At 70.0% G+C, this 13,858-nt stretch carries 9 protein-coding genes; 4 read left to right on the forward strand and 5 right to left on the reverse strand.

The features are described from left to right. Positions 1-6: 6 nt before the first annotated feature. Positions 7-804: an NAD(P)H-dependent oxidoreductase gene (locus tag AC1MLT_RS12295; protein WP_481032496.1), complete on the reverse strand. Its 798-nt coding sequence runs from the start codon at positions 802-804 to the stop codon at positions 7-9. A 101-nt stretch (positions 805-905) separates the two neighbouring features. Here AC1MLT_RS12295 and AC1MLT_RS12300 point away from each other — a divergent pair, with 101 nt between their 5' ends. Next, positions 906-1,826, forward strand: coding sequence for a LysR family transcriptional regulator (locus tag AC1MLT_RS12300; RefSeq protein WP_481032497.1), 921 nt, complete (start codon positions 906-908; stop codon positions 1,824-1,826). Positions 1,827-1,893: 67 nt separating this feature from the next. Here AC1MLT_RS12300 and gap read toward each other — a convergent pair whose 3' ends face one another. Both gap and AC1MLT_RS12310 read right to left on the reverse strand, forming a co-directional pair. Then, a complete protein-coding gene (gap, locus tag AC1MLT_RS12305; protein ID WP_481032498.1) occupies positions 1,894-2,895 on the reverse strand; it encodes a type I glyceraldehyde-3-phosphate dehydrogenase in 1,002 nt (333 codons plus the stop codon). Positions 2,896-2,948: 53 nt separating this feature from the next. Then, positions 2,949-5,066: a transketolase family protein gene (locus tag AC1MLT_RS12310; RefSeq protein WP_481032499.1), complete on the reverse strand. Its 2,118-nt coding sequence runs from the start codon at positions 5,064-5,066 to the stop codon at positions 2,949-2,951. A 162-nt stretch (positions 5,067-5,228) separates the two neighbouring features. Between AC1MLT_RS12310 and AC1MLT_RS12315 the strand changes: the two genes are divergently transcribed. After that, positions 5,229-5,963: a nucleotidyltransferase family protein gene (locus tag AC1MLT_RS12315; protein ID WP_481035000.1), complete on the forward strand. Its 735-nt coding sequence runs from the start codon at positions 5,229-5,231 to the stop codon at positions 5,961-5,963. Positions 5,964-6,013: 50 nt separating this feature from the next. Next, positions 6,014-7,402 carry an aminopeptidase P N-terminal domain-containing protein gene (locus tag AC1MLT_RS12320; protein WP_481032500.1) on the forward strand — a complete coding sequence of 463 codons (1,389 nt, stop codon included), beginning with the start codon at positions 6,014-6,016 and terminating at the stop codon, positions 7,400-7,402. 43 nt (positions 7,403-7,445) lie between these two features. On the opposite strand, the gene AC1MLT_RS12325 is transcribed toward AC1MLT_RS12320, so the two are convergent. After that, positions 7,446-9,356, reverse strand: coding sequence for a peptide transporter (locus tag AC1MLT_RS12325; RefSeq protein ID WP_481032501.1), 1,911 nt, complete (start codon positions 9,354-9,356; stop codon positions 7,446-7,448). A gap of 38 nt (positions 9,357-9,394) precedes the next feature. Next, positions 9,395-11,194 carry a ShlB/FhaC/HecB family hemolysin secretion/activation protein gene (locus AC1MLT_RS12330; RefSeq protein WP_481032502.1) on the reverse strand — a complete coding sequence of 600 codons (1,800 nt, stop codon included), beginning with the start codon at positions 11,192-11,194 and terminating at the stop codon, positions 9,395-9,397. Positions 11,195-11,587: 393 nt separating this feature from the next. Between AC1MLT_RS12330 and AC1MLT_RS12335 the strand changes: the two genes are divergently transcribed. Beyond that, positions 11,588-13,858, forward strand: a complete 2,271-nt coding sequence (locus AC1MLT_RS12335; protein ID WP_481032503.1) for an O-linked N-acetylglucosamine transferase family protein — start codon at positions 11,588-11,590, stop codon at positions 13,856-13,858.

Raw genomic sequence — 13,858 nt, forward strand, 5'->3', positions numbered from 1 at the left:
CGCCCTTCAGCATCGCTCCAGGGTGACTGGAGCGACGTGGATGCCGAAACCCGACGCGCCCGGCGCGAGCTCCTCGCGCAATGTCAGCTCGGGAATCCGGTAGTCGCCGGCGTTCTGACGCCGGAACGGGATCGGCGCCGTGGTGAAGAGCGTATCCAGGCGCTCGCCCCATGCCGCGCAGAGGCGCTCGAACGCCATCGCGTCGACCTTGCCGGTGCGATGGATGACGTGCGGTGGCAGCACGTCGAAGCCGGGATAGAACAGGATGCCGTGCTGGATGGGAAACAGCAGATCGTCGATCGGGCCGTTGATGCCACGCGGCGCGTAGTGCGAGTCCCAGCCGCCCGTCGTCACCATCAGCATGGCGCGCTTGCCGGCCAGCAGGCCTTCGCCATAGCGGTCGCCCCAATGGGTGTCCGAATGCTCGCCGACGCCATAGGCGAAGCCGCAGGCGTAGACGCGATCGACCCAGCCCTTGAGGATCGCCGGCATCGAGAACCACCACAGCGGGAACTGCAGGATGACGGCGTCGGCCCGGCGCAGCCTGTCCTGCTCGCGTGCGATGTCGGCGCTCTGCGTGCCCTCGTCGAAGGCCGTCCTGGAATGCATCGACGCATCGAAGCGCGTCTCCGACGGCAGTGCCGGACCGTCGTCGGCATCCAATGCGGCCTTCCACCGCATGGCATACAGGTCGGACACCTCGACGGCGTGGCCGGCCGCCTCCAGGCGTCGCACGGCGAAGTGCTTGAGCGCGCCGTTCAGGGAGCGTGGCTCAGGATGGGCGTGGACGAGAAGGACGTTCATGGTGGGTCGATGCCGCGAGGGGCCGGAGGGAGAAGATGGACCGCACGATAGGTCTCGCCGGGCCATGTGGAAAATGGATTTCCCACATGCCAGGTATTTCCATGAACGATGTCCTGCGACGCCTCGACCTCAATCTGCTGGTCACGCTCGATGCCCTGCTGGCCGAACACCACGTGACCCGTGCCGCGCAGCGCCTGCATCTCTCGCAGCCGACGGTGAGCCTGCAGCTGGCCCGGCTGCGCCAGGTCTTCGGGGATCCGCTGCTGATGCCCGGTCCGCGCGGCATGCGTCCCACGGCCCGGGCCGAGGAGCTGCGCGAACCCTTGCGGCAGTCGCTGGAGGCGCTGCGGTCGGCCATCGCGCCGTCGGCCCCGTTCGATCCCGCACGGGACGGCCGGACCTGGCGCGTCATGGCTTCGGACTATGGCGAATCGACGATCGTGCTGCCGGCGCTCGCCGGATTGCGGGTGGCGTCACCGGCGTCTCGGCTGGCGGTCCTGGAGCTGAATCCGCGCACCCTGTCGCGCCAGGCCGAACAGGGCGGCATCGATCTGGCCTTCCACGTCGCCACGAACGCGCCACCCGATCTGCGGCGGCGCTCCCTGTTCACGGAGCGATACGTGCTCGCCGGGCGCGCCGGCCATCCCCGGCTGAAGCGTCGCCCGACGCTGATGCAGTTCTGCCGGCTCGACCACGTGATCGTCTCGCCCGACGGCGGTGGCTTCCACGGGGCGACCGATGCGGCGCTGGCCGAGCGCGGCATGACGCGGCACGTCGCGCTGTCGGTGCCGCATTTCCTGTTCCTCGAAGCGGTGCTCACGGGCACGGACCTGGTCGCGCTGGTGCCGTCGCGAGTGGTGCGCGACCGCGCCGCGCTGCGGGTGATCGACCCGCCCCTGGAAGTGCCGGGCTTCGAATTGCTGATGCTGTGGCACGAGCGCGTCCATCGCGATCCGGCGCATCGCTGGCTGCGCGAGCACATCGCGCGATCGGTCGGCAGCCACGAGGCGCCGTCGCCATGAAAAAACGCGCCCGGGGGCGCGTTCTCCATGGATCGGGCGGGCGGGCGCCCGATGGGGGTGTCCCGGCTTACTTCGAGACGACCCTGACCATCTCGAGGCACTTGTTCGAGTAGCCCCATTCGTTGTCGTACCAGGAGACGAGCTTGACGAAGGTGCTGTCGAGCGCCAGGCCGGCCTCGGCATCGAAGATCGAGGTGCGCGGATCGCCACGGAAGTCGGTGGCCACCACCTTGTCCTCGGTGTAGCCCAGCACGCCCTTGAGTGCGCCTTCGGACTGGGCCTTCATCTCGGCGCAGATCTCCTTGTAGGTGGCTTCCTTCTCCAGCTCGACCGTCAGGTCGACCACCGAGACGTCGGAGGTCGGCACGCGGAAGCTCATGCCGGTGAGCTTCTTGTTGAGCTCGGGGATCACCACGCCCACCGCCTTGGCCGCGCCGGTGCTGCTGGGGATGATGTTCTCCAGGATGCCGCGGCCGCCGCGCCAGTCCTTGTTGCTCGGGCCGTCGACGGTCTTCTGCGTCGCCGTGGTGGCGTGCACGGTGGTCATCAGGCCGCGCTTGATGCCCCACTTGTCGTTGAGCACCTTGGCCAGGGGCGCCAGGGCGTTGGTGGTGCAGCTGGCGTTGCTGATGATGGCTTCGCCGGCGTACTTGGCGTCGTTCACGCCGTAGACGAACATCGGCGTGTCGTCCTTGCAGGGGGCCGACATGATGACCTTCTTCGCGCCCGCGTCGATGTGCTTCTGGCAGGTTTCCTTGGTCAGGAACAGGCCGGTGGCTTCGAGCACGATGTCGGCGCCGACCTCGTTCCACTTCAGGGCCGCCGGATCGCGTTCCTGCGTCAGGCGGATCTTCTTGCCGTTGACGATCAGCGTGTTGCCGTCGACCGAGACCTCGCCCTTGAAGCGGCCGTGCACCGAGTCGTACTGCAGCATGTAGGCCAGGTAGTCGGGCTCGAGCAGGTCGTTGATGGCGACGATCTCGATGTCGTTCTTGAAGTTCTGGACGGCGGCGCGCAGCACGTTGCGACCGATGCGGCCGAAGCCGTTGATACCGAGTTTGATAGCCATGTGGACTGAGCTCCTGGAGGTTGAGAAAAAGGGCGGGGAAAGGGTGGCCGGGGTCAGCGCTCGAGCGCTTTCTCGACGGTCGCGGCGACGTTCTCCGGCGTGAAGCCGAAGTGCTTGAACAGCACGCCCGCGGGCGCCGACTCGCCGAAGGTGTCGAGGCCGACGACGGCGGCGCAGCCGTACTTCCACCAGCCGTCGGTCGAACCCATCTCGACGGCGATGCGCGGCAGGCCCTTGGGCAGCACGCGCTTCTTGTACGCCAGGTCCTGGCGGTCGAAGGTGGTGGTGGAAGGCATCGAGACCACGCGCACGCCGATCTTGCGCGTCGCCAGCAGCTCCTGGGCGCGCAACGCGAGCTGGACCTCGGAGCCGGTGGCGATGAGGACGGCCTTGACCTTCTTGTTCTTCAGGCCGACGCGCTCCGGCTCGGCCAGCACGTAGGCCCCCCGGCTGATGTCGCCGAGATCTTCCTTGGCGGCGTAGGGCAGGTTCTGGCGCGACAGCAGCAGCGCCGTCGGGCGCGCCTGGTTCTGCAGCGCGACGGCCCAGGCCACGGCCGTCTCGGCCGTGTCGCCCGGACGCCAGACGTCGAGGTTGGGGATCAGGCGCAGGCTGGCCGCGTGCTCGACCGACTGGTGCGTCGGGCCGTCCTCGCCCAGGCCGATCGAGTCGTGCGTGAAGACGTGGATCACGCGGCGCTTCATCAGCGCGGCCATGCGGATGGCGTTGCGGCTGTAGTCGCTGAAGGTCAGGAAGGTGCCGCCATAGGGGATGTAGCCGCCATGCAGCGCCACGCCGTTCATGATCGCGGCCATGCCGAACTCGCGCACGCCATAGTTGATGTGGCGTCCGATCAGGCCATGCGGCACGGTGGCGGCATCGGCGCTGCTGGCGGGCTTGGACTCGTCCTCGGCGCCCTGGGCGGCGGCCTTGGGGGCATCGAGCGCGACGGCGCCGGTGGCGGCGTCGAAGCGCAGCGCCGGGGTGCTCTTGGTATTGGTGAGGTTGGAGCCGGTCAGGTCGGCGCTGCCGCCCAGCAATTCGGGCAGGGCGGCGGTGAAGGCCTCCAGCGCGATCTGCGAGGCCTTGCGGCTGGCCACGGTCTCGGCCTTGGCATGCGCGGCGACGACGGCGTCGAACGCGGTCTGGTGGAAGTTCTTCGGCAGCTCGCCCTTCATGCGGCGCGTGAATTCGCCGGCCAGCTCGGGGAACTGCTGCCCGTAGGCGGCGAAACGCTCGTTCCACTCGGCCTCGGTCCTGGCGCCGGCGGCCTTGGCGTCCCAGGCCTCGTAGACCTCCGCGGGCAGCTCGAACGGGGCGTGCGGCCACTGCAGCGCGTCGCGGGTGAGGGCGATCTCGTCGGCGCCGAGGGGCTCGCCATGCGCCTTGGAGGTGTTGGCGCGGTTCGGGCTGCCCTTGCCGATGTGGGTCTTGCAGACGATCAGCGTCGGGCGGTTGCCGGCGACGCCCTGCAGCTTGGCCTCGGCGATGGCGCGCGAGACGGCGCCGGCGTCGTGGCCGTCGACCGGGCCGATCACGTTCCAGCCACAGGCCTTGAAGCGCGCGGCGGTGTCGTCGATGAACCAGGGATTGACGGGGCCGTCGATGCTGATGCCGTTGTCGTCGTACAGCGCGATCAGCTTGCCCAGGCGCCAGGCGCCGGCGAGGGCGGCGGCTTCGTGGCTGATGCCTTCCATCAGGCAGCCGTCGCCCAGGAAGGCATAGGTGTGGTGGTCGACGATGGCATGGCCGTCGCGGTTGAACTCCGCCGCCAGCAGCTTCTCGGCCAGCGCGAAGCCGACCGCGTTGGTGATGCCCTGGCCGAGCGGGCCGGTGGTGGTCTCCACGCCCGGCGTGACGTCGACCTCGGGATGGCCGGCGGTCTTGCTGTGGAGCTGGCGGAATTTCCTGAGTTCGTCCACCGGCAGGTCGTAGCCCGCCAGATGCAGCACCGCGTAGAGCAGCATCGAGGCATGGCCGTTGGAGAGCACGAAGCGGTCGCGGTCGACCCAGTGCGGATTGGCCGGGTTGTGGCGCAGGTGATCGCCCCAGAGCGCCGTGGCCATGTCGGCCATGCCCATCGGAGCGCCCGGATGACCGGAGTTGGCGAGTTGAACGGCATCCATCGCCAGCGCGCGGATCGCGTTGGCCATCAAGGCTTGGTTGGCCATCTGTACAGGGCTTTCGGGGGAGGGGAAGGGGAAAAGCCAACAATTTTAACGGCCGGGTCCGTCCGGCGTGCTGTCACGCAGGCGCTGCTAGAGTCGCGGCCCATGCAGGGCACGTCCGACAGCACCCATCCTCTTGCGCCGCGCGAGCGCCCGGCCCGCGCCATGATCCTGGCGGCCGGCCGTGGCGAGCGCATGCGACCACTCACCGACCACACGCCCAAGCCACTGCTCGAGGTGCATGGCAAGCCCCTGATGCAATGGCCCCTGGAGGCACTGGCCAGGACCGGTTTCACCGACGTGGTGATCAACACGGCCTGGCTGGGCGAGCTGATCGAGGCCCGCTTCGGCGCCACGCATCGCGCCGCCGATGCCGGCGCCACCACCACGCTCGCCTATTCGCACGAGGGCCGCGACTTCGGCCACGCGCTGGAGACCGCCGGCGGCATCGCGCGAGCGCTGCCGCTGCTCGACGAGGTGTTCTGGGTCGCGGCGGGCGACGTGTACGCGCCGGATTTCGTCTTCTCCCGCGCCGCCTTCGAGCATTTCGCCGCTGGGGACCGTCTGGCGCATCTGTGGCTGGTGCCCAATCCCGCCCACCACCCGCGGGGCGACTTCGGCCTGGCCGAGTCGCGCGACGGCGTGGCCCTGGCGCTGAACGACGCGCCGCCGGGCGGCGAGCGCTTCACGTTCTCCACCATCGCGCTCTACCGGCGGGCCTTCTTCGAGCCGCCGCAGGGTCCGATCCCGCCCGGCAATCCGGCGGGCCTCGGCGCCCCGCTGGCGCCGCTGCTGCGCGCGGCGATCGCCGCCGGCCGGGTGAGCGCCGAACTCCACACCGGCGCCTGGACCGACGTCGGCACGCCCGAGCGCCTGGCCGCCCTCGACGGCCGGCGCTGAAACCGGCCCCCGGCGCCGCGCCGGCGCCCGAGCTGTGGCATCGTGGAGGGATGACCAGCACATCCCTCCATGCGCAGCGCCGCGCGCGGCTCGCGGCGCAACTCGGCAGCGACGGCATCGCCCTCATCCCCACCGCGCCGGAGCGCCCGCGCAACCGCGACAGCGACTTCCCCTACCGGCACGACAGCTACTTCTTCTATCTCACCGGTTTCAGCGAGCCCAATGCCTGGCTGGCGCTCACGGGCGATGGCCGCTCCACGCTCTTCTGCGCGCCCAAGGACCTCGAACGCGAGATCTGGGATGGCTATCGCCTGGGGCCGGAGGCCGCGCCGGCGATGCTCGGCGTCGATGCCGCGCATTCGATCGACGAACTCGACCAGCGCCTGCCGCGCCTGCTGGAGAACCGCGATGCCGTGTGGTATCCGTTCGCCACCCACCAGGGACTGGAGACGCGCGTCGACGGCTGGCTGGCCGCCGTGCGCGCCCGCGTGCGGATGGGCGCGCTGTGCCCCGAGCAGCAGCGCGACCTGTGCGGGCCGCTCGACGAGATGCGCCTGTTCAAGGACGCGCACGAGCAGGACACGATGCGCCGCGCCGCCCGCATCAGCGCCGCCGCCCACGTGCGCGCCATGCGCACCAGCGCCCGCATGCTGCGTGACGGCCAGGACGTGCGCGAGTACCACTTGGAGGCCGAGCTGCTGCACGAGTTCCGCCACGGCGGGTCGCAGTTCCCGGCCTATGGCTCGATCGTCGCGGCCGGCGCCAATGCCTGCGTGCTGCACTATCGCGCCGATGCCGGCGCGGTGCGCGCCGGCGAACTGGTGCTGATCGACGCGGGCTGCGAGCTCGACGGCTATGCGAGCGACATCACGCGCACCTTTCCCGCCGACGGCAGGTTCACCGGACCGCAGCGCGCGCTCTACGACCTGGTGCTCGCGAGCCAGGAGGCCGCCATCGCGGCGACGCGTCCCGGCGCGCGCTTCAGCGATCCGCACGACGCCACCGTGCGCGTGCTCTCGCAGGGCCTGCTCGACCTCGGCCTGCTCGATGCCGCCAAGGTCGGCGGCGTGGACGACGTGATCGAGCGGCGCGCCTACTTCCCGTTCTACATGCATCGCACGGGTCACTGGCTGGGCATGGACGTGCACGATTGCGGCAGCTATGTCGAGCCGACGCAGCGCGGCGAGATCAGCGAGCGCCAGGACCCGCTCTCGGGCGAGACCGTCCGCAGCCGTCCGAGCCGCATCCTGCGGCCCGGCATGGTGCTGACCATCGAGCCCGGCCTCTACGTGCGTCCGGGCGAGGGCGTGCCCGAGGCCTTCCACCACATCGGCATCCGCATCGAGGACGATGCGATCGTCGACGACAGTGGCTGCGAGCTGATCACGCGCGACGTCCCGGTGCGGGGCGACGAGATCGAGGCGCTGATGCGCGACTGAGCGCGGCGGGGTTCCGCTGAGCGGCGACGGCCGGGCCGCGACATCACGCGGGACCCGGGAACCGGGACCCGGGGCATGGCCAGGGCTGCGGCTGCGCGGTGCCGGCCGCCCGTGCCGTCCGCGTGCCGATGGCCTCGTCGGCGAGCGCCAGCAGCCGCTCGCCGAGCAAGGTCGGATCGCCCTGGAAGAACACCTGGACCGCATCGCGCTCCAGCAGGTCGAGACGCAGCGCGCGGCGCTCCCGGTGGCCGTCGACCAGCCGGACGGCGGCCGCCACATAGGCCTCGGTGGAATCGGCGACCAGCCAGCCGGGCAGGCCGAGCCGATGGAACATGCCCGCGTCGATGTGCTCGTGCACCTGCGGCCCGACGCGGCAGACCCCCGCCAGGCCGAGATGCGCCATGTCGACGATGCCATTCATGTTGCCGTAGGGGAACGGGTCGATGAACATGTCGCAGGTCCCGAGCAGCGCCATGTAGTCGGCATAGGCGAGCGTGCCGTGGAAGGTCGCGTTGTCCAGCCAGCCGGCCACGAAGCGCCGGACCTGCATCGCGCCGAGCCCGTTCGAGAGGCCGCAGAAGAAGTCGAAGTGCACCGGCGTGCGCGCCCGGCGCGCGATCTCCCGGCAGGCGCCCATCAGCACGGGATTGAGCTTCATCGGGGTCGCGGCCACCGCGATGCGCACGACGTCCGGCTGCTCCGGGCCCAGGCGCGGCCGGACCGCACGGTGGGCATCCGAGGGCACGTGCGGCATGCCGTGGGGCGGCATCAGGATCAGCCGCTCGGAGAAGGTGGCCGGATCGCCGACGAAATCCTCATCCACCACGAAATGGTCGATGAAGGGCGACATCGAGCTCGCGCCATGCCCCAGTGCCGTCACCTGCACGGGCGCGAGGCGCATGTTGGCCAGGAAGATGGTGAGCGGGAACATGCCGATCGACGGGTAGTAGACGATCGACGGCGCATGCCGCGCGACCGTCGAGCGCACGGTCTCGATCATGTCGGCGAAGCCGCCGCGCAGCGCGACGAACTCGTCCAGCACGGCGCGGCCGGCCGCATCCACGTGCGGCTCGCTGCCCAGGCCGACGACGTGGAAGCGCCGACGCAGTCCGCGCAGCGATGCCGAGTGCGTGCGGAACACCGAGTGCTGCGCGCCGAACCATTCGAGCACCACGACCAGCACCGGCTTGCCGTCGACGCGGCGCGTGCCGGCCGTCGCCAGGTCGGGATCGGTCCAGCCCAGGAGCAGCGTCTCGTTGCGCACCAGCCGGTTGATCTGGCGCTTGATCTCGTGCTTGTCGGGCCGGTCCGCATAGCTGCAATGCATGTACACGTCGTGCAGGATGGCGCGCGGCAGGGTCTCCAGGAACTCGAGCTCGGCGAGCTTGCGCGGCAGCCAGCCCAGCAGCGTCTCCCGCTTGCCATGCGCCGCCCGCGTGCCCAGGAAACGCGGCGACAGCAGCGCCAGCAGCAGGGCGGCGGTGTGACGGGGGTGATGCGCCCAGAGCGCGTCGACGTCGAGCTGCAGCTCCGAATCCGGTGTGTAGAGGAGACAGAACCTGGCCAGATCCGATGGCCGCACCTGCAGCGCACCGTCGGTGCCGCCCAGGTCCATGGTGGCGAGCACGTGATCCGCGTTGCCGAACGGCGTGGCCGCGAACAAGGTGCCGATCCACCGCTGCAGGCCGATCAGCTGGGCGAACCCCAGCTCCGACAGCCGGAACCCGGGATCCGACAGCAGACACGTCAGGGCCGAGGCGAGGCGGGTCGGCAGGTGCGCATCGGGACGCTCGACATCCACCGCCCGCCGCATCGACACGATGCCCTCCAGATCGCCATAGTGCCGATCGAACGACTGCAGCAGGCGCACCAGCTCGCGCACGCCCTGCTCGCGGTCGCGCCGGTAGGCGAAGGACTCGAAGGACTCGACCGGGAAGATCGCCGTGGGGTTCATGTCGTTCCTGCCGGGCTGTGGGGTTGCGGGGGGAGGGATCAGAACTTGACGGCCGCGTTGACCCAGAGCGAATAGCGCGAGAGATCGAGGTCGTAGGCGCGTCCGGTGAACTTGCGCGCGAGGTACATCTCCAGCGTGCCCCAATGCGCCGCCGTGCGCAGACCCATGCCGGCGGAGGCGACATCGGCGCGTGCCAGTTCGCCCACGAGCGCGTGATTGCGCCGCAACGTCCCATAGTCGGCGAAGCCCCAGCCGCGCAGGCTCACCTCGGCCATCTTCAACAGCACCGGCGTGGCCGCCTCCGCGCTCGTCACCAGCGCCCGGTCGCCCAGCAGGCCCGCGTCGCGGAAGCCCCGCACCGCATACGGCCCGGCCACGTTGAGCTGGTCGGCCGCCACCAGCACATCCCCCGTGGTCTGGCCCAGCACGCTGCCGCGCAGCTGCCAGCCCCCGCCCAGCTCCGCCTCCGCCCGCAGCCGCGCGCTCGCCAGCGTGAAGTCCCCCGCCCCCCGGCGCAACGCCCGCAGCCCCGCCTCGTCGGTGCTGCCCAGGCGACCGGCGAAGTTGTGCGCCACGTTCACCGCCCCGCTCACCACCACCGCCAGGCCCAGCCCCGTGGGCCGCACCTCGCCTTCCACCCCCACCGACAGCGGCGCCGTCGCCCCCGGGGCCAGCTGCGACGTCACCTCCTCGAACGCCTGCAGCCCGATGCGCCCGCGTGTGCGGTGGTACAGGTAGCCCGCCGTCAGGCGCAGGTCGGCCGTGGCCTGGCGCGGCAGCAGGTAGCTCCACTTGAGCGAGGCGGCCGTGCCCGCTCCATTGATGCGGAACAGCTCCACGCTGCGCCCGGAGTCCGAGCGCGAGTGCGCCAGGCCCAGCTCCAGGAGCTGGTCGTGGCGGTACAGCGGCAGCGCATAGCTCACGCTCAGCCCGTGCAGGCGCTGGGCGTGCAGCGCGCTCATGGCGTTGAGCGAGAGCACGTCGTCGCGCCCGGTGAGGTTGCCGTCGACATAGCCCGCGCCCAGGCGCGCGCGCGCCCCGCGGGGGCCGAAGTTGTCGGTGCTCGCGAAGCCCAGCGCGCCGCGCTCGGCCCGCGCGGTGACCACCGCCGTGGCCACCCCATCGCCCTGGCGGCCCAGTGCGACGCTGGTGCGCTTGAACGGATTGAGCTCGCCCAGGCGCAGCTGGCGGTCCAGCGCGTTCGCGTCCAGCCGCATGCCCTCGGCCAGCGCGGGCACCGAGGCGCGCACGTTGCGCTCGTCGAAGCCCGGCGCGGCCACGATGCTCAACCGGTCCAGACGCACGTCCTGTCGCGCGAGGAGGACGACCCGGATGCGGCCTTCCTCGAGCGTCTGCTCCGGCACGTTGACGATCAGCGCGCCGGGCTGCGTCTCGTCGAGCAGCGCCTGCGCCGAGATCCTGGCCACGGTCACCTCCGCCAGGGTGCGCGCGGGACCGCGCACGCCATCGAAGATGGCCTGCACCCGGGCCAGCCGCTCGGGCGGGAGTCCGGCCTGGTCGTCCAGCTCGAAGCCGCGGATCTCGAAGCTGCGCGCCGTCGCCGTCGCCGTCGGCATGGCCGGCGTCATCGCTCCTCGCATGTCGTCCGGACCGAACCCATGTGGACGTCCACTGAGCGGCGGCACGCTGTTCTGGGCCTGCGCCGCGGGCGAGCCACCGCCACCGCTCGCGAAGACGGCGCATGTCGCGCAGACGAGCGGGCCCAGGCGCCGCTGCGCACCGGAGGCGCGGCCGCCATCGGCCCGGCGACCGGGGGCCGGTGGCACCAGCAGGCCCAGGGATTGACCGAGGACGAGACGAAGGCGTTGCTTGTTCATCGAGCTCCCTGAAGATTGAAGGCGCGCCCGCTCGGCGGCTGCCGCTCCTGTCTCTGCGGACGCCGAGCACGACGCCCTGCACGCGCATGTCATGCCATGCCATGGCGGCACAGGAGATAAATGATTGAGGGAGTGCCGGATGCCGGCGATTCAGAAGCCCAGGTTATTTAGATTTGCTGCGCAAGTCATTTCCAATTAGGACTGGTCGTTAGGAACGACGAGACAACGCGTCCGACCCTGATTCGACTGTTCCTAAAAGCCGTTCATGGCGCGAAGTGATGCGAGTCGTCGACCCGATTGATGGAAGCATTGCATTCCGGATTCGACGCGACTCACCCTCCATCCATCGACATCGCCTTGGACACTCTTTCCGCCCCTCAGCGAGATCTGGTCATGCGTGTCGCCGCCCATTTCGATCGCCACGGCGAACCCGATCTGGCCTCGACGCTCTACGGGATCGCCTGCTTCGGCGATGCCGCGCCGACGGACGACGGGGATCCGCACGAGCTGCTGCTGGCCGGCTCGCTGCTGCACGGTCGCGGCCAGGTCAGGACGGCCGAGCGCATCTACCGGCACCTCCTCAAGGGGCCCTCGCCGCCAGCGGACGTCTACAGCCTGCTGGGCTATGCGCTGCACCAGCTCGGGCACTCGGTCGAGGGTGCCAGGCAGGCCGCCATGGCGGTCGCGCTGAATCCGCGCCTGCCCAACCACCACAACCATTTCGGCCTGGCGCTCGAAGGGCAGGGGCGGGAACAATGGGACGAGGCGGTGAATGCCTATGGACGAGCACTCGAACTGCAACCCGCCCATCCGGAAGCCCTGGACAACATCATGCGGGTGCTGCTGGCGTCGGACACGCTCCATCCCATGGCCGGCGAGATCGGTCGCTTCCTGGAGGAGGGGCATGCGGCAGGGGTGAAGTGGATCGATCTCGGGCGCGTCTTCGAGAAGCATCGGCGGCACGAGGAAGCGGCGCGGGCCTTCGCCAGGGCGGTGGCGTCGATGCCGGGCGACGTGGCGCCATGGCTGCACCTGGGCGCGCTCCACCAGAACCACAAGCTGCTCGAGGAAGCGGCGGTGGCCTATCGGCGCGTGATCGAGCTCGAGCCCGGGCATGCGCCGGCACGCGAACGGCTGGCCGATTGCCTGTGCGAGATGGGCGAATTCGACCAGGGGATGGCGATCCTGACGGCCCTGCACCAGGAGCATCCATCGCCCGAGCTGCAGGCCCGCATCGATTTCGCCTTTCCCTGCATCCCCGACTCCCTCGCGCAGATCGACCTCTCGCGCCGTCGCCTGGAAGCGGCGCTCGACGCCTACCTCGCCCGCCAGGGGGCGGTGCCGCCGATCCTCTCGCCCGGCTTCTTCTATCTGGCCTACCACGGTCGCAACGACCGCGACCTGCAGCGCAAGGGCGCGCTGCTGGCGCGCAAGTCAATGCCGCAGCTGATCCACGAGGCGCCCTGGGTGGCGGACTACGCGGGGCCGGGCGAGAAGATCAGGATCGGCATCGCATCGTCGCTGTTCCACAACCACAGCATCGGGCGTACCACGCGGGGCATCGTCGAGAAGCTCGATCGGGCGCGCTTCGAGGTCGCGCTGGTGTGCCTGCCGCCGCGCCACGGGGACGCCATGGCGCAGGCCATGCGCGCCAGCGCCGACCGGGTGATCGATCTCTCCGGCGATCTCGCGCCGGACCGCGAGACGCTGGCGACGCAACGCTTCGACGCCATCTTCTATCCGGACATCGGCATGAATCCCTATCAGACCATGCTGGCGCACGCGCGGCTGGCGCCGCTGCAGTGCACGCATTTCGGCCACCCCGAGACCAATGGCATCCCGACGATCGACTGGTGGATCTCCGTCGACGCGCTGGAACCGCCGGATGCCGCCGACCATTACAGCGAGCACCTGCATCTGCTGCGCGACGTGCCGCAGTTCAGCTACTACCACCGGCCGCAACTGCCCACCGTGCTGAAGACGCGCTCGGACTATGGCTTCGACGACGACGACCATCTCCACATCTGCCCGCAATACCTGTTCAAGGTGCATCCGGACTTCGATCCGATCCTGGAGCGCATCCTGCGCGAGGATCCGAAGGCGCGCATCCTCTTTACGCGCTCGCCCGTCGGGCACTGGAGCGAGGTGATATTGCGCCGGCTGGAGCGGCGCATGGGCCGGCTGGTCGAGCGCATCACCTGCCTGCCGGGACTGGCGATGCCCGACCTCATGAACCTCGAACGCGTCTGCGACGGCGTGCTCGACACCATCCACTTCAATGGCTACAACACGACGCTGGAGGCCTGGGCCGCGGGCGCGCCGGTGGTGACGATGGCCGGCCGCTTCCAGCGCGGCATGCACACTGCGGGCATGTACCGCTTCATGGGCATGGAGGACCTGATTGCCACGGATGCCGCCGACTACGTGCGGCTGGTGCGGCGCTTGAGCGAGGATGCCGGGTTCAACCGGGCGATGCGTCGCAGGATCGCCGAATGTTGCGACGTGCTGTTCGAGAACATGGACGTGGTCCGTGCCTACGAGCATTTCTTCGAGGAGAAGCTGCGCGATCGCGACTGGCGCCGTCCGCGCGATGCGCATCCGCTTGCCGAGGTCGCGTCGCCGAAGGCCTTCGCCACCGGCCGGCCGACCGCCGTGGCGGCCTGA

It is taken from the genome of Variovorax sp. PEI5, from assembly GCF_056679935.1.